Genomic DNA, 18,823 nt, shown 5'->3' on the forward strand with positions numbered 1-18,823 from the left:
TGAACGGGCAAACCGTATCACCGAATCGGTCCGCGCCCTAAGAACAGGATTCCCGACCCGCCGGCCTAGACGGTCGAAACCGCCGCTGGCCCAAGATCCCCCTTGCCAGGCCGATCCCAGCCCTACTATACGCGGCAGCGGGACACCCCTCCCAACGAGGGGCAGAAGTCATGGCATTTTCTTCCTTTTATTACAGTTAGTTGCGTGATTATTGCCGTTGCGCTGCGTCAATTCCGTGTCAAAAAGCGCGTTGGTGACGGTCGGATCGCTCATGGCGTGGGCGTAAGTCCGCAGAACGGTTGTGGCATCTTTCCAGCCGCCGCGCTCGGCCACGGTCTTCGGGTCAAAACCCCTGTGCAGCATCGACGTGGCGAACCCGTGTCGGCAGCAGTGCGGAGTCAGCCGTTCGATTTCAGCCCGCTTGCAGACGTTGTTCCACGGCCCCCGGACGCTGCCACGCCCCGCAGACCCGAACACCCAGTCTTCCTGTTTTCGGTTCGACGGGATATTCGCCAACGCCGCGACCACCTCGGGCGGCAAGTGCGCCGTGCGCGTCCATGGTGTGGGTTTGAACAACCGCAGGATCGCGGTCCCGGCGGACAAATCCACGTCGCCCCAGACAAGACGGCAGGATTCGCCTACCCGCGCGGCCGTGCCGAACATGAACAGGCAAAGCGCCCCCAAATGCGGCAGGCCATCCCTGATAGCCTGTTCAGCGAAGGCCGTTACCCATTCCAACGTGGCCGGGGTCTTTTCCTCGGGGTTTTCGGTGTATCGCTTCACTGAGATTTTCTGACACCAGCCAAGTTCGGCGGCATAGTTGATCGCGGCTTGCGTGGGCTTGATCACTTGTCGATTCCATGTCGGTTCGCCTGCGTTCGGATAAATTTCTCGCGCGGCTCGGCGGATCGTCTCAGCTTTGATCTTCTCGACAGGCGTATCCTTCCAGTATTCGGCCAGCTTCAACAGGAAGCGGTCTGATCTGCCCGCGTCCAGGTACGCCATAAAGACCTGGGCCATGGTCAGCCCCGCGCCCGGTCCATCAAAACGACGCTGCCACGCGAGGTGCTCGATTTCCGCCGCGACCCTTTTGGCTTTTTCCTTGTCAGACGTCTTTGTAGATCCTCGAAGCCGCTGCCCGTCAATGGTGCCGCTATAGTGCCAGATCCGTCCGCGCGGGTAGAGGTTGAGCGACACTTCATAGCCTCCATGAGAAACGTACCTTGCATCAAAAGCGAAGGGCTTGCCGTGGATAGGCTTCAATCCCTTGTCTTCGCAGAACTTCCAGAAGGCTGGCGTCGCACCGTCATACCCCGGATCGCGGGCCAAGTCGTTGGTTTCCCAGATACGGTCCATGCGTCAAACCCCTTCGAGCTGGAAAACCGCACGGTTGACGGGCGGGTGCGTGAGGCGCTTCGGATGCGGGCATCAAGGTCCGCGATGGCTGCGGCCCTCGGCATCTGAGCGGTATTCAAGCCGCTCGTCTCCCATCTGGACGCCGCGCACGCTCTTCGCGCGGGCCTTGATCAGCGCGTCACGAAGGGCGTCCAGTTCGGTTGCAGAGACGGCTATCAGCCCACCTTGTGCCAGCCGCGGTGATCGACCCACCCCGCGCCGAAGTCGAGGCGCACCTTGATCTGTACGCCGTCCACCTCGAAGCCCTGCCGGGTTTCGATCTGCGGCCCCGGCGCGCCTTCCAGATAGGCGTATTCCAGCCCGTCGATCACAGCCGGATCAGCGGCGACATACCAGGCGGCGGGATCGGTGAGGCGCGGCTCAACGATCAGGGTCAGGTTGGCGAACGGGTTGGCGTCCGCCGTCTTGGTCGCGGCGATCTCGGCCAGAACCTGTTCGGCGGTGGTTTCCAGATCCGGTGGAACCACCACGAAGCGCGGCGTCACGTCGATCGTCTCGCCAGCAAGGCCGGTCTGCTTGCGCATGGCCAGCCGTGCGGCGCTGAGCGTCGTCAGGCTGGGCGCTGCTGCTGCCGTGACATTGGCGTGGTTGGCATCGAAGACCGGATCGCCGTCGCTCATGTTCGGGTTTGCGATCAGCTTGGCCACCAGTTGCTGCGCCTCGAAGGCGCGAGCGGCAGTGCCCATCTTGGCCGGGATCTGCGTGAAAGCGCCCAGGTCGTCATTGATCAGCGCCTGGCGCGAGATGCCGAAGATCTTGCCGAAGGTGTCGACGCAGTAAAGCTCGGCAGATTCCTCGATGGTGCCGTGCTTGAACTCGCCCCCTTCGGAGACCTTCTCAAGCTGCGGCGCTTCTCCGCGTTCATCTGCGCGCGGGTCATTACGTCGCCCTGGTCCTGTTGCTCGGTGATTTGTTCTTGCTGGCTCATAGGGCCGTCTCCATTTCTGAAATGCGCACCGGGATCGGCGGGCATCGTGACGATAGACACCTCAAGCAGTGTCCACTTCTTGGCGGTGCGGGTTCGGTTCTTGCCCTCGCGTCCGTCCAGCCACTCGGAAACCGTATATCCAACGGACAGGGCGCGCAGCGTGCCGTCTGAAATGTCCGCCGTGACCTGTTGTGCCGCTTCGCTGCTGCGGAACCGAAGCTGGACCCAAAGCCCTTCGGGGCGGATCTCTGCCTTCTCGACAACGCCCAGCTGGTCGCTTGTGGTGCCGCTGCGGTGGCCGTCCAGGACGGGCCCGCCTATCAGGCGGGAATGTCCGCGCCGGTAAGGTCCAGCCGCTCGATGAAGCCGGGGCGCACCGTGTCGGCCCCCGTGGAAACAATGGCCTCGATGGTGCGGGCGTCCGGGTCAAAGCTGGTCGGTCGCGGCGTGGCCGCACGAAGTTGAATGGTCATTCTTTTGCCCCTTCGGATTGGCGGACCTGGTCGCGATCGATCTCGGCATTCAGCTCGTCAATGTCGCGGCCACGGGCGGCAACCACCACTTCGCGGCTTTTCAAACCGGCGTTGATGGCGGCGATATCGGCTTCGGCCTCGTTGCGCGGATCGACCCACTGCCAGCCCGGCGGCACGAAGCGCACGTCGCGATAGTCGCTGAGTGAGGCCGGGTCCGGGGGGATCGCCCCGGCAAGCACCTGAATGTCGATCCAGCGCCGCCACAGCGGGCGCAGGAACTGGCCTTCGATCAGGTTGCGTTGCAGCATTTCGGCGCGGCGGCGGAACTCCAACAGTCCGACGCGGGCGGAGCTGTAGTTCGCGTCGCCCAGGTCGCCGGTCAGCGCCTCGAAGGTCAGGCCAGCACCGGCGGCAATCTCGCGATCCTGGGCGCGAAGGAACTCAACGGCCTGTGACTGCCCCTGGCTGATCAGGGCATTCATGCGAAAGCCCGCGTGGCCTTCGATCTCGGGCCGCGTGGCGCGCCAATGACCGGCGGCGACCATGTCCGGCTTGTGCCGTTCGGCAATCTCGGCCGCGCAATGCGGGCAGCACCAGAAGGCCGCGCCGGGATCGCCTTCGGGCTAGCTGATCTGCCCCCATTGGATCTCGGTGAAGGTGCCGCAATCCGGGCAAGGCACCTCGAATATCCGCTGATCCGACTGGGCGTAGGCGCGCAAGACGTGGCTGGTGTCTTCCAGCACAGGCGTTGATCCAAGGATGATCTTGCGGTCCGGAAAGCCCAGCGTGCGCTTTTCGGCCAGCATCAGGGGCGATCCTTCGGGCGTCGGCGCCATCCCGTCGACCTCATCCATCAGCAGGAATCGCACGTTGTGCCGGCGCAGGTTGCGCGATGCCTTGGCCGCAACCACCTTCAGCGATCCACCGGCAAAGCGCCGCGACAGAAGCGTGTTGCGCCCTCTCTGCAGTCAGGTTGGCGGCCTGATCCTCGTTGCCCCACTGTGCCGCCATGGCCCTCAGGTGGCGGACATAGCCGCCCATCGTGGCGCACAGGTCGTAGGCATCATGGCCCAGGTGAACCGCGATGCCCTTGGCCTTCAACTCGCTCAGCGCGCCAGAGGAAATGTCCAGAAGCGTGCACAAAACCTTGCCGCCAATGCGCTGCACCAACTCTGCGATCTGTTCGCTGGGGCGTTGGGCCTGACGTCGATCACTGCGCTGCATGGAGCACCTCACCGCCATCAACCAGCGCTGCGAAGAACTCAACGGCTTGGCGCTGCCCCCTTTCGGTTGTCGGTGGCTTCTTCGAAGGCAGGCGGTAGAACCGTTCCCCATTTTCCCCGCGATGGATGACCGGGCGATTGCACAGCTCCGGGAAGCCCTTGCCCGCGAGCCACTCGGCCCATTCGTTCAAGCCATCCCACTTCCTCGAAGGGATCACGACAAGCCCGTCAAAGGCGTTCCCCTCGAACCTGGTAGAGGCGAACTGATCAAGGGCTGCACCCTTTTGTTCTAAAGATTGTTTATCCTTATATAGCGGGGGGTAATTCCTCCCCCCTTTCGCTGCAAATCCTCCCCCCCTTTTTGTACGTTGGGGGGGCAAATCCGCCCCCCTTTCAGGGGCGTTGACCGGGGCAATTTCTCCCCCCTTTTCGCGTCGGAACGGCACGATCTTCGAGGGGCTGAGCAGCCGCATTTCCGGGGCATTGCCGTGTCCACCGTCGCCGAACGACATGAGCCAACCGGCGTTCCGCGGCTTACGCAGGGCGCGTTTGAAGGTGTCTCGGTGAACCTTGAGATAGTCGGCAAGGGTCGCCTGTGACGGGTTGAGGCGACCGGTCTCATCATTGGCAAACTGGATGGCCAGGGCACCCGCAACGGTCTTGGCGGTCGGCGACAAGCCCTCGACCTGCAACACGGCCTTGATCCATTCGAACCGGTTGATCGAAAGCTGAGAGCCTTTTCTTTCCTATTGGCTCCGGTTGCCTCTGCACCGGGGCATTCTTCTGCTTACACGAGAATTTTCCGAGAATGTTTTGTGTCAATTTTGTGTCGCACAAACCGGTTTGTTCTTGTATCGTTCTGCACGGCTTTGCACGAACCTGTATTGAAGACGCTATTGGTACTTGCTTTTTTTACAGGGGAGTCGTAGTGCCCGCAGCGGGACACCCCTCCCCAACGAGGGGCAGATATCTGTAAGGATACCAGCAATGGTCACATCGACTCCGGCCACGCGGCCGGCTAACCCGCGTTTTTCTTCGGGCCCCTGCGCGAAGAACCCTGACTTTACCCTCGACGCCCTGAAAGATGCCCCGCTGGGCCGCTCGCACCGTGCCGCCATCGGCAAGGCGAAGCTGAAAGAGGCGATCGAAACCACCCGCGAGATCCTCGGCATCCCCGCCGACTACAAGATCGGCATCGTGCCCGCCTCCGACACCGGCGCCATGGAAATGGCCATGTGGTCGCTGTTGGGCGAACGCCCGGTCCAGATGGTCGCCTGGGAAAGCTTCGGCGCCGGCTGGGTCACCGATGTGGTCAAGCAGCTGAAGATCGAGGCCACCACCCATATCGCCGACTATGGCGAGATCGTGGACATGACCGCGCTGGACTATGACCAGGACGTGGTCTTCACCTGGAACGGCACCACCTCTGGCGTGCGCGTGGCCTCGGGCGAGGTGATCCCGGCCGACCGCGCCGGTCTTACCCTCTGTGACGCCACCTCGGCCTGTTTCGCCATGGACCTGCCCTGGGACAAGCTCGATGTCACCACCTTCTCCTGGCAGAAGGTTCTGGGCGGCGAAGCGGCCCACGGCATGCTGATCCTCAGCCCGCGCGCGGTCGAACGGCTCGAAAGCTACACCCCCGCCTGGCCGCTGCCCAAGATCTTCCGCCTGACCAAGGGCGGCAAGCTGATCGACGGCATCTTTACCGGCGCCACCATCAACACCCCCTCGATGCTCTGCGTCGAAGACTACCTTGTGGCCCTGAACTGGGCGAAATCCGTCGGCGGCCTGAAGGGCCTGATCGCCCGTGCCGATGCCAATTTCGCGGCCATCGACGCCTTCGTCGCCAGCCGCGACTGGATCGACTTCCTGGCCACCGACCCGGCCACCCGCTCGACCACCAGCGTCTGCCTGAAGTTCACCAACCCGGCCATCGCCGACACCGCGGCCTTCGCCAAGGCGGTGACCAAGCGGCTGGAAGCGGAAAACGCCGGTCTCGACCTGGGCGCCTATCGCGACGCCCCGGCGGGCCTGCGCATCTGGTGCGGCGGCACGGTGGAAGCTGCCGATGTGGCCGCCCTGATGCCCTGGATCGAATGGGCCTATGAAGCAGAACTCGCGGCCCTCTCCGAAACCGCCTGATCTTTTTCTTGTCAGAAACACTCCGGGGGTCCGGGGGCAGCGCCCCCGGTCCCGCCCTTTCCCCCTGATCCTGCGGCCATCCCCGACGGTTTCGCCTGCCATACACCGGCCAGACGCAAGCCAGACGGTTTCCAGCCGCCGAAAATTCACGAAGGACCGCCCCATGGCACCCAAAGTTCTCGTCTCCGACAAACTCAGCGAAACCGCCGTCCAGATCTTCCGCGACCGCGGCATCGAGGTCGATTTCGAACCCGGCCTCGGCAAGGACAAGGAGCGTCTGCTCGAGGTCATCGGCCAGTATGACGGCCTCGCCATCCGCTCGGCCACCAAGGTCACCGAGAAGGTTCTCGCAGCCGCCACCAACCTCAAGGTCGTGGGCCGCGCCGGCATCGGGGTCGACAATGTCGACATTCCGGTGGCCTCGAAGCAAGGCGTGATCGTGATGAACACGCCCTTCGGCAACATGATCACAACCGCCGAGCACGCCATCGCGATGATGTTCGCCGTGGCCCGCCAGATCCCCGAGGCCAGCGCCTCGACCCACGCCGGCAAATGGGAAAAGTCCAAGTTCATGGGCGTCGAGCTGACCGGCAAGACCCTGGGCGTCATCGGTGCCGGCAACATCGGCGGCATCGTCTGCGACCGCGCCGTCGGCCTGAAGATGAAGGTCATCGCCTATGATCCCTTCCTTGGCGACGAACGCGCCAAGAAACTGGGCGTGACCAAGGTCAGCCTCGACGAGCTTCTGGCCCGCGCCGATTTCATCACTCTGCACGTCCCGAAAACCGAGAAGACCGCCAACATCCTGTCGCGCGAGGCCATCGCCAAGACCAAGAAGGGCGTGCGTATCATCAACTGCGCCCGTGGCGGTCTGGTGGACGAGGTCGCCCTCGCCGAGGCGCTGAAGTCGGGTCATGTGGCCGGGGCCGCCTTCGACGTGTTCTCGGTGGAACCGGCGACCGAGAATCCGCTGTTCAACCTGCCCAACGTGGTCTGCACCCCGCACCTGGGCGCGGCCACCACCGAGGCGCAGGAAAATGTCGCCCTGCAGGTGGCCGAACAGATGGCCGACTACCTGCTGACTGGCGCCGTGCAGAACGCACTGAACATGCCGTCGGTCACCGCCGAGGAAGCCGCCGTGATGGGCCCCTGGGTCAAGCTGGCCGAGGATCTGGGCGCATTCGTCGGCCAGATCTCGGACGAACCGGTCAAGGCGATCAACATCCTCTATGACGGCCGCGTTGCGGAAATGAACCTCGACGCGCTGAACTGTGCCGCGATTGCGGGCTTCATGAAGGCCACCAACCCGGATGTGAACATGGTCTCCGCCCCGGTCATCGCCGAGGAGCGCGGCATCCAGATCTCGCGCACCACGCAGAAGAAGTCGGGCGTCTTCGATGCCTACATCAAGCTGACCATCGAGACCGAGGCCAAGACCCGCACCATCGCCGGCACCGTGTTCAGCGACGGCAAGCCGCGCTTCATCCAGATCAAGGGCATCAACATCGACGCCGAGGTGGGCGAGCACATGCTCTACACCACCAACAACGATGTGGCCGGGATCATCGGCACCCTGGGCAAGACGCTGGGCGAGAACAACGTCAACATCGCCAACTTTACCCTGGGTCGAACCGAGGCGGGCGGCGACGCCATCGCGCTGCTGTATCTCGACGAACAGCCCCCGGTCGATGTTCTGGACAAGCTGACCGCCACCGGCATGTTCCAGCAGGTTCGCCCGCTGCACTTCGCAACGGCCTGACCACAGGCCCCCGCGACCTGATCACAAGCGCCCCGGCAAGCTCCAGGGCCCTTTTTACATGCCCGGCCCGGGTCCGGCAGCGGCGTCTGCCTTGATGTGCGTCACATGTGCCTCTGCGGCAACTCGCGACTTGTGGCAGGCGTCCGGACATGATCCGTGTTTCGCATGTGCAAACTGTCCACATCGCTGGCGCGGGCCCCCTGGGCCCCGGCGCCGCCCGCCCGGCCCGCCAAGGGCCGTGTCGGGCTGTGGGGTTTGCCGGGTCTGACCCTGCACAGGCTGGCGCTGCCCGACTGGAAAGCCCCGGCCCTGCGCATCGCGGTGCTGGCCGATCCGCACGTCTGCCGGCCCTGGGTTTCGCCCGAACGGATCGCGCAGATCGTCGCCTACACCAGCACGTTGGAGGCCGATCTGATCGTGCTGGCCGGCGACCTGCTGCCCGATCGCAAGATGATGTGCGATCATCTGGTGGCCGATGAAATCGTGCCGCTGTTCAAGCCGCTGACCGCGCCGCTGGGCGTTCATGCGATCATGGGCAACCATGACCGCGAGGACTGCCCGCTGGACCGCGCCAGCAACGGCCAGAGCAACAGCATCATCCAGGCTTTCGCCGACAACGACATGCAGCTTGTCCGCAACGATGCGGTCGAGCTTTCCCATTCCGGATATCCTTTCTGGCTGGTTTCCCTCGACACGCAACGCGGTCGGGGCAAACGGCGGATGGGGTATGCGGATGCCGAGGCCGCCTTTTCAAAAGTCCCTCAAGGCGCGCCCTCGATACTGCTGGCCCATGAGCCCGATTACTTTGCAGCGGGTGACCCCCGGCCCATGCTGCAGATCAGCGGGCATACTCATGGCGGCCAGTTCACGGTGTTCGGGCGACGTCCCGCAACACCTTCCAGATATGGCGATCGTTACGCGATCGGTCATATTGTCGAAGAGGACCGGCACATGATCGTGTCCACAGGCCTGGGTTATTCCGGCTTTCCGTTCCGCTTCGGCGTGCCACCCGAGATCACTCTGATCGAGGTATTTTCACCAATGGACCCAAGGGGGGATTCCTGATGTCCGATATCGTAATTCTGGATGGCGCACGTACCGCCATCGGCACTTTCGGCGGCAGCCTGGCCAACACTCCGGCCACCACGCTCGGCGCCACCGCGGCCAAGGCCGCAATCGAACGCTCTGGCGTTGCACCCGAGAAGATCGGCCATGTGGTCATGGGCCACGTCATCAATGCCGAACCGCGGGACATGTACCTGTCGCGCGTCACCGCGATGGAAGCGGGCATTCCGCAAGAAACCCCGGCGCTGAACGTGAACCGCCTGTGCGGCTCGGGCATGCAGGCCGCCATTTCGGTGATCCAGTCGCTGGCGCTGGGAGATGCCGACTTCGGTCTGGCCGGCGGCGCCGAGAATATGTCGCGCGGACCCTATGTTCTGCCCGCAGCACGCTGGGGTCAGAAGATGGGCGACACCACCGCCGTCGACATGATGGTCGGCACCCTGACCTGCCCCTTCGGCACCGGCCACATGGGCGTCACCGCCGAAAACGTGGCCGCCCAGAACCAGATCACCCGCGAACAGCAGGACGCTTTCGCGCTGGAAAGCCAGGAGCGCGCCGCCAAGGCCATCGCCGAGGGCCGTTTCGAAAGCCAGATCGTGCCGGTGCAGGTCAAGGTGAAGCGCGACATGGTCGATTTCGCCACCGACGAACACCCCAAGGGCACCACGCTTGAAAAACTGGGCGGACTGCGTGCCGTGTTCAAGAAGGACGGATCTGTCACCGCCGGCAACGCCTCGGGCATCAACGACGGGGCTGCTGCCATCGTTCTGGCCCGTGCCGACGCCGCCGAGGCCGCCGGTCTGAAGCCGAAAGCCAGGATCCTGGGCTATGCGCACGCCGGTGTGCGTCCCGAGGTCATGGGCATCGGCCCGGTTCCGGCCGTGCAGAAGCTGCTGGAGAAGACCGGCCTGACCGCCGACGACTTCGACGTGATCGAAAGCAACGAGGCCTTCGCGGCACAGGCTCTGGCCGTGAACAAGGGTCTCGGTTTCGATCCGGCCAAGGTGAACCCCAATGGCGGCGCCATTGCCCTCGGTCACCCGGTCGGCGCCACCGGTGCCATCCTGATCGTCAAGGCGCTGTACGAGCTTGAGCGCACCGGCGGCAAACGCGCGCTGTGCACCATGTGCATCGGCGGCGGCCAAGGCATCGCGATCGCCTTCGAACGCCTCTAAAACCCTCTGAGTCCGGGCCGCGTTCAGGGTCTGTTCACCTTCCTGTTCCACGATCATCGCTGGTTGATGGAACGAGTGAAGCATGACGGAACATGGCGGCCCGGACTTATCCGCGCTTCTGGCGCAGGAACGGCGCGCCCGTCTGGCCGCCGAACGGCTGCTGGAGCACAAGAGCAAGGAATTGTTCTCGGCCAACCGCCAGTTGTCGGAACACGCCCGCAAGCTGTCCGACCAGGTGGTTGTCAAAAGCGCCGAGGCGCAGACCTATCGCACCGAGGCCGAGGAACTGAAGGGCGAGAACACCCAGGTTCGCGCCGATCTTCAGAAAGCCAACAAGCAGGCGGACAAGGCCGAACGGCGGCTGTGGGAAGCCCTGGAAACCATCCAGGACGGGTTTGCCGTGTTCAACGCGCGCAACCAGCTGGTGATCGCCAACCGCGCCTATATGGCCATGTTCGACGGGCTGGAATGCATCCGGCCCGGGGCCACCTATCAGGATATTCTTGAAATCGTTGTCGAAGAGGGGCTGGTCGATATCGGGTTCGAGGACCCATCGGCGTGGCAGGCCCGGATGGCGGGACGCTGGCAGCAGGACCGGATCGAACCACTGACGGTCAAACTGTGGGACGAACGCTATGTCAAGTTCCTGGACCGGCGCGCCCGCGACGGCGACATGGTCAGCCTGGCCCTGAACATCACCGAAACCATCCGCTACGAGGAAAAGCTGAAGGAGGAACGCACCCGCGCCGAATCCGCCAGCCGCGCCAAATCCGCCTTCCTCGCCAACATGAGCCACGAGATCCGCACCCCGATGAACGGAGTCATCGGCATGGCCGACCTGCTGTGCGACACCGACCTGACCGAGGAACAGCGCCTGTTCGCCGAAACCATCCGCGGCTCGGGCGAGACTCTGCTGGTGATCATCAACGACGTGCTGGATTACTCCAAGATCGAGGCCGAGAAGCTGACGCTGCAGCCCGAACCCTTCGACCTGGAACGCACGATCACCGAGGTGCTGCTGCTGCTGAAGCCTTCTGTGCAGGAAAAGGGGATCGAGCTGATGCTCGATTTCGACATGTTCCTGCCGACCCGTTATGTGGGCGATCCGGGGCGCATCCGGCAGATCCTGACCAACCTTCTGGGCAACGCGGTGAAATTCACCACCCAAGGCCACGTCATGATCCGCGTGACCGGCATCGGTGACGAGGACGGGTCAGATCAGCAAAGACTGCACATCACGGTCGAGGACACCGGCATCGGCATTCCCGCGGACAAGGTCGATCACATCTTCGGCGAGTTCAACCAGGTGGAGGACGAGCGCAATCGCAAGTTCGAAGGCACCGGACTGGGGCTGGCCATCACCCAGAAGCTGGTGGCGCTGATGGGGGGCGAGCTCTGGGTCGAATCGGTCGAAGGTGAAGGCTCCTGCTTCGGGTTTCGCATTACCCTGCCGCTGGACGAAGGCGCCGACACCCCCTCCCCGCCGCACAACACCGATCTGCGCACCGCGCTGGTCATCGATGCACAGGACATCAACCGCATGATCCTGGACCGGCAGCTTTCCATGATGGGCTTGCGGGTGACGACTCGCCGCTCGGCCGAGGAGGCGCTGGCCGACCCGCCCAACAGTGTCGACCTGATCATCAGCGATCACAAGCCGCCGGGCACCGACGGGCTGGCGCTGGTGCAGGCGCTGCGGGACCGGGGCGAACGCGGACCGATCCTGTTGCTGTGCTCGGAACCGGGGCAGCTGGACGGCGATCCAAGGATGCAAGGCGTCACCGCGATCCTGCAAAAGCCGCTGTTGCGCCGCGACCTGTTCCAGAAGATCGGCGCCCTTGGGGTGACCCTGCCAGCCGCGACGCCCGAGCCTGAACCGCCCGCGCCCGTGATGCCGGTGCCCGAGTCCGTCGCGACCGAGCCGACCGAATCTGCGGATCTCCTGCGGGTGCTGGCCGCCGAGGACAATCGCACCAACCAACTGGTATTCCGCAAGATGGTGCAGGATCTGGCCATCGACCTACGGTTTGCCAACAACGGGCGTGAAGCCGTCGCCGCCTATCAGGATTTCCGCCCGCACATGATCTTCATGGACATCTCGATGCCCGAGATGGATGGTAAGGAAGCAACGCAAAAGATCCGCGAGATCGAGGCGAACACCGGCGCGCCCCGCACCCCGATCTGTGCCTTGACCGCCCACGCCATGGCCGGCGATGCCGATGAGATCATGGCGGCAGGTATCGACCACTACCTGACCAAACCCCTGCGCAAGACCGCCATCTGCGACAAGATCGAAGAACTTGCACCGGGCGGCCTGTCGGTGACGGCGGGCTAGGCCGCCAGCGCCGCCGCCTCGTCGCGCAGAAATACCGGTTTGTCGGGGGTGCTGCGCCCGGCATCATAGGCATAGCCACCTGTGTTGAAATCACGCAGGGCTTCGGCATCGCGCAACCGGTTTTCCACGATGAAGCGCGCCATCGCCCCACGGGCCTTCTTGGCGTAGAAGCTGACGATCCTGGGGGCGCCGCCGCGCGTCTCCATGAAAACCGGTGTCACCACCGGCAGGTTCAATGCCGCCAGATCCACCGCCGAGAAATACTCGACACTGGCGCAATTCACCAACACGCGGCTGCCCGTAACCTCGGCTTGGGCCGCCAGCGCCCCGGCAATCCGGTCGCCCCAATAGGCATAAAGCGTCCCGCCGGCGCGGGTCTTCAGCCGCGATCCCATTTCAAGGCGATAGGGCTGGATGCCGTCGAAGGGACGCAACACGCCGTACAAACCCGACAGGATCCGCAGGTGATCCCGCGCATAGGACTGCGCATCCGCATCGAGGCTGGCCGCGTCCAACCCCTGATAGGTATCCCCGGCAAAGGCGTGCATCGCGGGCCGCGTGACGTCAGCCTCGGGCGCGGCATGGAACGCGCGGAACCGGTCATGGTTCAATGCGGCCAGCTTGGGGCTGATGGACATCAGCTTTTCAAGCTGCGGTTTCGACAACTTCCCGGCGACCCCGGCCAGATAGGTCGCGTCACCCTGAAAATCGGGCGCAGTGGCGACGGGCGCATCGACCGCTGCCCAGTCCAGACGCTTCGCGGGAGAGACAACAACCAGCATCGGCATTCCTTTCCTTCTGCGCAGGGACCTAGGCGGTTCGCAACGCTTGTCTAGTCATTCAGCGGCGTGCAGCAGGGTCAGAAAGGCCGGGCCAAAGCGTTCGGTCTTGGCCGGGCCGATCAGCGCCGCCAATCGATCCGCATCCGAAGGCCGCGCCGCGGCGACCTTGGCCAGTTCACCCGCCGAGCAGCTGAGCGGTTTTTCCGTGCCCATCGCCCCCCGCAACAGGGCCGCCTGCGCTTCCTGCAACTTGTCGAACAGGGGCCCGGAGTCGCGGCCCGCCAGCTTGCGCCGCGCCGGGTGCTGCTCGGTGGGGGCCTCGCCCGCGATCACCTCTAGGAACAGCGCGCCATAGCGTTCCAGCTTCTTCGCGCCGACCCCGTTGACCCGCGCCATGTCATCCAGACTGCGCGGGCGGGTCTCGGCCATTTCGATCAGGGTGCGGTCGGGGAAAATCACATAGGCCGGGACATTTGCGGCCTCGGCCAGCGCCCGCCGCTTGGCTTTCAGCGCCGACAGCAGCGGCGCATCGGCCTCGGACACCAGCGCCTTGACCGCCGGGCGCCGCTCGGCCGTCCGCGCCATGGCATCCTTGCGCAGGGTCACGGACTGTTCGCCCTTCAGCACCGGGCGCGCGGCCTCGGTCATGCGCAGCGCGCCATAGCGTTCGGGGTCGGGGCGCATCAGGTCCAGCCCCATCATCTGCCGGAACAGCGCCTGCCACTGGGATTTCGAGAACTCCCTGCCCACCCCGAAGGTCGGCAGCCCGTCATGGCCGCGCTCGCGCACTTTATCGGTGGCGGTGCCGGTCAAAATGTCGATCAGATGCCCGGCGCCAAAGCGTTCCTCGGTCCTCAGCGCCGCGGACAGCGCCTTGCGCACCGCATCGGTGCCGTCGATCAGTTCCGGCGGACGGTCGCAGAGGTCGCAATGCCCGCAGGCGGAGGACTCCTCGCCGAAGTAGCCCAGCAGGGTCTTGCGGCGGCACGCGTGCGCCTCGGCCAGCCCCAGAAGCGCGTTCAGGCGGCCATGATCGGCGCTGCGGCGGTCGGAAGGCGCCGGGCTTTCGTCGATCTGGGTGCGGCGAAAGCGGATGTCATCGGCGCCGAACAGGGTCAGGGTTTCGGCGGGCGCGCCATCGCGCCCGGCGCGACCGATTTCCTGATAGTAGGCTTCGATGGATTTCGGCAGATCCGCATGGGCCACCCAGCGGATATCGGGCTTGTCGATGCCCATGCCGAAGGCCACCGTGGCCACCACGATCAACCCGTCGTCGCGCTGGAACCGGGTTTCGACCAGCCGGCGATCCTCGGCCGCCATGCCACCGTGATAGGCGCAGGCCAGATGGCCATCAGCCTCCAGCGCGCGGGCGAGGCTTTCGGTCTTGGCTCGCGTGCCGCAATAGACAATGCCCGACTGGCCCCGGCGCGCGGCGGCGAACTCCATGATCTGGCGGCGCGGGCTGTTCTTGGGGGCGAAGGCCAGGTGGATGTTCGGCCGGTCGAAGCCGCGCAAAAAGCTGTCCGGTGTGCCGCCGCCGAACAGGCGGGTGACGATCTCGGCTCGGGTTTCTGCATCGGCGGTGGCGGTGAAGGCCGCGACCGGCACCCCCAGTTCGGCGCGCAATTCGCCGATCCGCAGGTAGTCGGGGCGGAAGTCATGGCCCCATTGGCTGACGCAATGCGCCTCGTCCACGGCGATCATCGACACGCCGATGCGGCGCAGCATGGCCTGGGTGCCAGTGGCGGCCAGCCGTTCGGGGGCCAGATACAGCAACTTGAGCGAGCCGTCGTCCAAAGCCTGAAACACCGCCTCGGTTTCTTCATCGGTATTGCCCGAGGTCAGCGCCCCGGCCACAACGCCCGCCTCGCGCAGCGAGCGAACCTGGTCGCGCATCAGGGCAATCAGCGGCGAGATCACCACCGTCACCCCGTCGCGGCACAGGGCAGGAAGCTGGAAACACAGGGATTTGCCGCCGCCAGTGGGCATGATCGCCAGCGTGTCACGCCCGGCGATCACCGCCTCGACAATCTCGCGCTGACCGGGTCGGAACGCGTTGAATCCGAACACCCGCGCCAAAAGCGCGTCAAGCTGCTCGCCTGCCTCGTCTGCCATGCCTCGACCGCTTTGATTGTGGTTGCCGCCACAATCCCACACCACCCCTTGTGGTGCAAGACGCCAGAGGCCGGGAAATCAGTAGAACATTGCGGCGTTGTTCATCAGCACGATGCGAATGGCATAGACCGCCAGAAGCGCCACCAGCGGCGCCAGGTCCAGCGTGCCCATGTCGGGCAGGATGCGCCGGATCGGGCCATAGATCGGTTCCAGCAGGCGGTTCAGCCCGTACCAGATCTGCCGCACCAGATCCTGCCCCAGATTGAGCACCTGAAAGCTGATCAGCCAGCTCATGATGATATGCGCGATCATGATGAACCAGGCCACATCCAGGATGAGCAGCAGGATTTGCAGTATCGACGTCATGGAAACTTCCTTTGTACGGACCTGCACCGGAAGTAGGCAATCGGGCCGCAAAGGACAAGCCGCGCGCCTTTGTGCCGCGACGTTTCCGTTGACGTCAACCGCGCCCGCGCCCAATTCCGGGGCAGGAGGTCTGCCATGTATCCATTCCTGCGCATGTCGAAAGAATTCTGGAAGTTCAGAAACGCGCCGCCGCTGGACATCTTCGACACCCATGTCTCGCATCACATCTGCTGGCCCTGGGATCTGGACATGTGGTTGGAGATGAACAACGGCCGCGTGCTGACCCTGTTCGACCTGGGCCGTCTGGTGCTGGCCGGGCGCACCGGGTTCGTGCGCATCATTCGCCGCGAAGGCTGGATGCTGACCGTGGCCGGCTCCTCGGTCCGCTATCGCAAGCGCGTGCGGATGTTCGACCGGCTCCGCATGACCTCGCGCTGTGTCGGCTGGGACGAAAAGTTCGTCTATCTCGAACACGCCATGTGGAAGGGGGCGGACTGCACCTCGCATGTGCTGATCCGCATGGCGGTCACTGATCGGAACGGGCTGGTGCGCACCGACCGGGTGCTGGCCGCCTTCGGCCGCCCGATGCCCGCGCCGAGGCTGCCCGATTGGGTGCGCGCCTGGGCCGAGGCCGACGCCCTGCGGCCTTGGCCGCCGATGCAAGATACGCCCACGCAAATGCAGGCACGCGCCGCCTGACCATTGCGACCCCCGCGCCCGCACGGCATAGTCGCGGCGTGCAGGGGTAACCGCAATGCAGTTTCAGATGAACAGCCGCCGTATCTGGGGCTGGTATTTTTTCGATTGGGCCAGTCAGCCGTATAACACCCTGTTGCTGACCTTTATTTTCGGCCCCTATGTGACCGAACTGGTGGGCGACGGCACCGCCGCGCAATCCGCCTGGGGGTACGGCGTGGGCGCGGCCGGGGTGGTGATCGCCCTGCTGGCGCCGCTTCTGGGATCCATCGCCGATCGCACCGGTCCAGGCACGCGGATGCTGTTCATCTGGGTGTTCTCGGCTTGTTACGTGATCGGCGCGTGGAGCCTTTGGGCCGCGGCCCCCGACAGTTTCAACCTGTGGATGACGCTGGCCTTCTTCGGCCTGGGGCTTCTGGGGATGGAGTTTGCCACCATTTTCACCAACGCGATGCTGCCCGACCTTGCGCCCAAGGGTAAGATCGGGCGGGTGTCGGGCAATGGCTGGGCCTTCGGCTATCTGGGCGGGTTGCTTGCGCTTGTCTTCATGCTGCTGTTTTTGGCCGACAGCGCCAGCACCGGGAAGACCCTGATCGGGCTGGACCCGCCCTTCGGTCTGGATGCCAGCATGCGCGAGGGCACCCGCGCGGTCGGCCCGTTCACTGCGCTGTGGTTCATGATCTTCATGGTCCCTTTCTTCGCCTGGGTACATGCCCCCAAGCCGCCGCCCATCGCGACGGTTCTGGAAGCCGCGCGCGCCGCATGGCCCGACCTGAAAGACATGCTGCGCGGCTTGCGCCATCGGGCCAGCCTGCGGAACTATCTGATTGCCTCGATGCTGTACCGCGACGCGCTGAACGGGTTGTATTTCTTCGGCGGCGTCTATGCAGCCGGGGTGCTGAACTGGTCGGTGATCGACGTGGGCGTGTTCGGCATCCTCGCCGTGGTCTCGGCGACCGTGGTGGCCTGGGTCGGTGGCATGTGCGACGAACGCTTCGGCCCGATGCCGGTGATCGTGGTGTCGATCCTGTGCCTGATCGGCGCGACGCTGGCCGCGATCTTCATCTCGCGCGCCTCGGTGTTCGGCGTCGCGGTCGAGGCCAGCAGCCGCCTGCCCGACCTCGCCTTTTACGGCGTCGGCGTGGTGATCGGGGCGGCGGGCGGGGCGCTTCAGGCCTCGTCGCGGACGATGATGGTGTTTCAGGCCGAAAAGGGCCACGCCACGCGGGAATTCGGATTGTACGCGCTGGCGGGCAAGGCGACCTCTTTTGCCGCGCCGATCCTGGTGGCGGTCACCACAGACCTCACCGGCAGCCAGCAGCTGGGGATCACACCTTTGCTAGCCCTCTTTATCGGCGGGCTGATCGTGTTAGGCTGGGTCAAAAGTGACGGAGAGCAGTGACCCATGACAGTCGTCCGCAAGGCCATCCTGACCGCCTTCCTGATCCCGCTTCTGTCGCTGGCCAACCCCGCCAGCGCCCAGCAGAAAGCGAATGCCATGTTCGGAACGGCCAAGACGGCCTCTCCGCACAAGCCGCACAGCATCGGCAGCTATGCCAAGGGCTGCGCCGCCGGGATGGTGCAGCTTCCCGAAACCGGCCCCACATGGCAGGCGATGCGCCTGTCGCGCAATCGCAACTGGGGCCATCCCGAAGCCATCGAGTTCATCGAACGGCTCAGCGCTCAGGCCGCGAAACAGCCCGGCTGGAAGGGCTTGTATATCGGGGATATCAGCCAGCCGCGGGGTGGGCCGATGCTCTCGGGCCACCAAAGCCACCAGATCGGACTGGATATCGACATCTGGATGCTGCCGGCGAAATCGCTGAAGCTAAGCCGCAACCAGCGCGAGAAGATCAGCTCGATCTCGGTACGAACCAAGGATCAGCGCCGCGTCAACGGCAATTACACCCCGCAGCACGCCGCCATTCTGGAAGCTGCTGCGCGCGATCCGGCGGTGGACCGCATTTTCGTGACCCCGCCTGTGAAGATCCAGCTGTGCAAGGCGTCCTCGCGCAGTGACAAGAAGTGGTTGCAGAAGATCCGGCCGTACTGGGGCCATGACTTTCATTTCCACGTGCGGCTGAAATGCCCCAAGGGCAGCAAAGGCTGCGTGACCCAGAAACCCTCGGTGAAAGATCTGTCCAAGGGCGGCAGCGGCTGCGACGACACGCTGAACTGGTGGGTGACCGAGGCGCTGGCCCCCACCAAGAAACCCGACAGCAAACCGGCCAAGCCCGCCCCGAAGAAAAAGAACGTGCGCGATTTCACCCTCGCCGATCTTCCCAAGCAGTGCCGCTGGATCCTGGCAGCAAATTGAGGGCGCAGCGCTTGTCTCGGCACGCCTGAAG

Annotated in this window: 19 protein-coding genes; 8 read left to right on the forward strand and 11 right to left on the reverse strand. The window is 64.4% G+C overall.

Features of this window, described 5'->3' with window-relative positions:
* Window positions 1-168 precede the first annotated feature (168 nt).
* The 8 genes from AB0T83_RS04695 to AB0T83_RS04730 all read right to left on the reverse strand — a co-directional run bounded on the left by AB0T83_RS04695 (window position 169) and on the right by AB0T83_RS04730 (window position 4,735).
* Window positions 169-1,356: a tyrosine-type recombinase/integrase gene (locus AB0T83_RS04695; RefSeq protein WP_366191888.1), complete on the reverse strand. Its 1,188-nt coding sequence runs from the start codon at window positions 1,354-1,356 to the stop codon at window positions 169-171.
* 215 nt (window positions 1,357-1,571) lie between these two features.
* Window positions 1,572-2,216 carry a phage major capsid protein gene (locus tag AB0T83_RS04700; RefSeq protein ID WP_494516539.1) on the reverse strand — a complete coding sequence of 215 codons (645 nt, stop codon included), beginning with the start codon at window positions 2,214-2,216 and terminating at the stop codon, window positions 1,572-1,574.
* Window positions 2,144-2,668 carry an HK97 family phage prohead protease gene (locus tag AB0T83_RS04705; RefSeq protein WP_366191919.1) on the reverse strand — a complete coding sequence of 175 codons (525 nt, stop codon included), beginning with the start codon at window positions 2,666-2,668 and terminating at the stop codon, window positions 2,144-2,146. The genes AB0T83_RS04700 and AB0T83_RS04705 overlap by 73 nt, the downstream gene beginning before the upstream one ends.
* Complete coding sequence (locus AB0T83_RS04710; protein WP_366191890.1) at window positions 2,665-2,817, reverse strand: hypothetical protein; 153 nt, start codon at window positions 2,815-2,817, stop codon at window positions 2,665-2,667. Before AB0T83_RS04710 ends, AB0T83_RS04705 begins: the two co-directional genes overlap by 4 nt.
* Entirely contained in the window at window positions 2,814-3,362 is a 549-nt protein-coding gene (locus AB0T83_RS04715) for a phage portal protein (RefSeq protein ID WP_366191891.1), read from the reverse strand. The genes AB0T83_RS04710 and AB0T83_RS04715 overlap by 4 nt, the downstream gene beginning before the upstream one ends.
* A gap of 78 nt (window positions 3,363-3,440) precedes the next feature.
* Complete coding sequence (locus AB0T83_RS04720; RefSeq protein ID WP_366191892.1) at window positions 3,441-3,728, reverse strand: phage terminase large subunit family protein; 288 nt, start codon at window positions 3,726-3,728, stop codon at window positions 3,441-3,443.
* Window positions 3,664-4,041, reverse strand: coding sequence for a hypothetical protein (locus AB0T83_RS04725; protein ID WP_366191893.1), 378 nt, complete (start codon window positions 4,039-4,041; stop codon window positions 3,664-3,666). Before AB0T83_RS04725 ends, AB0T83_RS04720 begins: the two co-directional genes overlap by 65 nt.
* Entirely contained in the window at window positions 4,028-4,735 is a 708-nt protein-coding gene (locus AB0T83_RS04730) for a helix-turn-helix domain-containing protein (protein WP_366191894.1), read from the reverse strand. The genes AB0T83_RS04725 and AB0T83_RS04730 overlap by 14 nt, the downstream gene beginning before the upstream one ends.
* Window positions 4,736-5,027: 292 nt before the next feature.
* On the opposite strand from AB0T83_RS04730, the gene AB0T83_RS04735 reads away from it, so the two are divergent.
* The 5 genes from AB0T83_RS04735 to AB0T83_RS04755 all read left to right on the forward strand — a co-directional run bounded on the left by AB0T83_RS04735 (window position 5,028) and on the right by AB0T83_RS04755 (window position 12,516).
* Window positions 5,028-6,182: a phosphoserine transaminase gene (locus AB0T83_RS04735; RefSeq protein WP_366191895.1), complete on the forward strand. Its 1,155-nt coding sequence runs from the start codon at window positions 5,028-5,030 to the stop codon at window positions 6,180-6,182.
* Between the two features lie 163 nt (window positions 6,183-6,345).
* The gene (gene serA, locus AB0T83_RS04740; protein ID WP_366191896.1) at window positions 6,346-7,941 is read left to right on the forward strand and encodes a phosphoglycerate dehydrogenase; all 1,596 of its coding nucleotides are present in this window, start codon (window positions 6,346-6,348) and stop codon (window positions 7,939-7,941) included.
* A gap of 165 nt (window positions 7,942-8,106) precedes the next feature.
* On the forward strand, window positions 8,107-9,006 hold the full coding sequence (locus AB0T83_RS04745; protein WP_366191897.1) for a metallophosphoesterase: 900 nt from the start codon (window positions 8,107-8,109) through the stop codon (window positions 9,004-9,006).
* Window positions 9,006-10,181 (forward strand): acetyl-CoA C-acyltransferase family protein, encoded by a 1,176-nt coding sequence (locus AB0T83_RS04750; protein ID WP_366191898.1) that lies wholly within the window; start codon window positions 9,006-9,008, stop codon window positions 10,179-10,181. Before AB0T83_RS04745 ends, AB0T83_RS04750 begins: the two co-directional genes overlap by 1 nt.
* A gap of 82 nt (window positions 10,182-10,263) precedes the next feature.
* The gene (locus AB0T83_RS04755) at window positions 10,264-12,516 is read left to right on the forward strand and encodes a response regulator (RefSeq protein ID WP_366191899.1); all 2,253 of its coding nucleotides are present in this window, start codon (window positions 10,264-10,266) and stop codon (window positions 12,514-12,516) included.
* On the opposite strand, the gene yaaA is transcribed toward AB0T83_RS04755, so the two are convergent.
* The 3 genes from yaaA to AB0T83_RS04770 form a co-directional block, all read right to left on the reverse strand.
* Window positions 12,513-13,298, reverse strand: coding sequence for a peroxide stress protein YaaA (gene yaaA, locus AB0T83_RS04760; RefSeq protein WP_366191920.1), 786 nt, complete (start codon window positions 13,296-13,298; stop codon window positions 12,513-12,515). The two genes, AB0T83_RS04755 and yaaA, sit on opposite strands and share 4 nt — an antisense overlap.
* A gap of 54 nt (window positions 13,299-13,352) precedes the next feature.
* Window positions 13,353-15,413, reverse strand: a complete 2,061-nt coding sequence (recQ, locus tag AB0T83_RS04765; RefSeq protein ID WP_366191900.1) for a DNA helicase RecQ — start codon at window positions 15,411-15,413, stop codon at window positions 13,353-13,355.
* A gap of 78 nt (window positions 15,414-15,491) precedes the next feature.
* Window positions 15,492-15,779, reverse strand: coding sequence for a YggT family protein (locus tag AB0T83_RS04770; RefSeq protein WP_366191901.1), 288 nt, complete (start codon window positions 15,777-15,779; stop codon window positions 15,492-15,494).
* A 135-nt stretch (window positions 15,780-15,914) separates the two neighbouring features.
* On the opposite strand from AB0T83_RS04770, the gene AB0T83_RS04775 reads away from it, so the two are divergent.
* From AB0T83_RS04775 to mepA, 3 genes are read left to right on the forward strand one after another with little or no spacing between them, the layout of a single operon-like run.
* Window positions 15,915-16,478, forward strand: coding sequence for an acyl-CoA thioesterase (locus AB0T83_RS04775; protein ID WP_366191902.1), 564 nt, complete (start codon window positions 15,915-15,917; stop codon window positions 16,476-16,478).
* A gap of 55 nt (window positions 16,479-16,533) precedes the next feature.
* A complete protein-coding gene (locus AB0T83_RS04780) occupies window positions 16,534-17,877 on the forward strand; it encodes an MFS transporter (protein WP_366191903.1) in 1,344 nt (447 codons plus the stop codon).
* A gap of 3 nt (window positions 17,878-17,880) precedes the next feature.
* Complete coding sequence (mepA, locus tag AB0T83_RS04785; RefSeq protein WP_366191904.1) at window positions 17,881-18,792, forward strand: penicillin-insensitive murein endopeptidase; 912 nt, start codon at window positions 17,881-17,883, stop codon at window positions 18,790-18,792.
* The last annotated feature ends 31 nt before the right edge of the window (window positions 18,793-18,823 follow it).

It is taken from the genome of Meridianimarinicoccus marinus (assembly GCF_040689105.1).
Classification (GTDB): Bacteria; Pseudomonadota; Alphaproteobacteria; order Rhodobacterales; family Rhodobacteraceae; genus Meridianimarinicoccus; species Meridianimarinicoccus marinus.

Bases quoted from the DNA above. Each gene is read 5' to 3' on its own strand.
- AB0T83_RS04775 (WP_366191902.1), top strand. From the start codon at position 15,915: ATGTATCCATTCCTGCGCATGTCGAAAGAATTCTGGAAGTTCAGAAAC.
- AB0T83_RS04755 (WP_366191899.1), top strand. From the start codon at position 10,264: ATGACGGAACATGGCGGCCCGGACTTATCCGCGCTTCTGGCGCAGGAA.
- mepA (WP_366191904.1), top strand. From the start codon at position 17,881: ATGACAGTCGTCCGCAAGGCCATCCTGACCGCCTTCCTGATCCCGCTT.
- AB0T83_RS04725 (WP_366191893.1), bottom strand. From the start codon at position 4,041: ATGCAGCGCAGTGATCGACGTCAGGCCCAACGCCCCAGCGAACAGATC.
- AB0T83_RS04715 (WP_366191891.1), bottom strand. From the start codon at position 3,362: ATGGTCGCCGCCGGTCATTGGCGCGCCACGCGGCCCGAGATCGAAGGC.
- yaaA (WP_366191920.1), bottom strand. From the start codon at position 13,298: ATGCTGGTTGTTGTCTCTCCCGCGAAGCGTCTGGACTGGGCAGCGGTC.
- AB0T83_RS04695 (WP_366191888.1), bottom strand. From the start codon at position 1,356: ATGGACCGTATCTGGGAAACCAACGACTTGGCCCGCGATCCGGGGTAT.
- AB0T83_RS04745 (WP_366191897.1), top strand. From the start codon at position 8,107: ATGTGCAAACTGTCCACATCGCTGGCGCGGGCCCCCTGGGCCCCGGCG.
- serA (WP_366191896.1), top strand. From the start codon at position 6,346: ATGGCACCCAAAGTTCTCGTCTCCGACAAACTCAGCGAAACCGCCGTC.
- AB0T83_RS04750 (WP_366191898.1), top strand. From the start codon at position 9,006: ATGTCCGATATCGTAATTCTGGATGGCGCACGTACCGCCATCGGCACT.
- recQ (WP_366191900.1), bottom strand. From the start codon at position 15,413: ATGGCAGACGAGGCAGGCGAGCAGCTTGACGCGCTTTTGGCGCGGGTG.
- AB0T83_RS04735 (WP_366191895.1), top strand. From the start codon at position 5,028: ATGGTCACATCGACTCCGGCCACGCGGCCGGCTAACCCGCGTTTTTCT.
- AB0T83_RS04770 (WP_366191901.1), bottom strand. From the start codon at position 15,779: ATGACGTCGATACTGCAAATCCTGCTGCTCATCCTGGATGTGGCCTGG.
- AB0T83_RS04710 (WP_366191890.1), bottom strand. From the start codon at position 2,817: ATGACCATTCAACTTCGTGCGGCCACGCCGCGACCGACCAGCTTTGAC.
- AB0T83_RS04780 (WP_366191903.1), top strand. From the start codon at position 16,534: ATGCAGTTTCAGATGAACAGCCGCCGTATCTGGGGCTGGTATTTTTTC.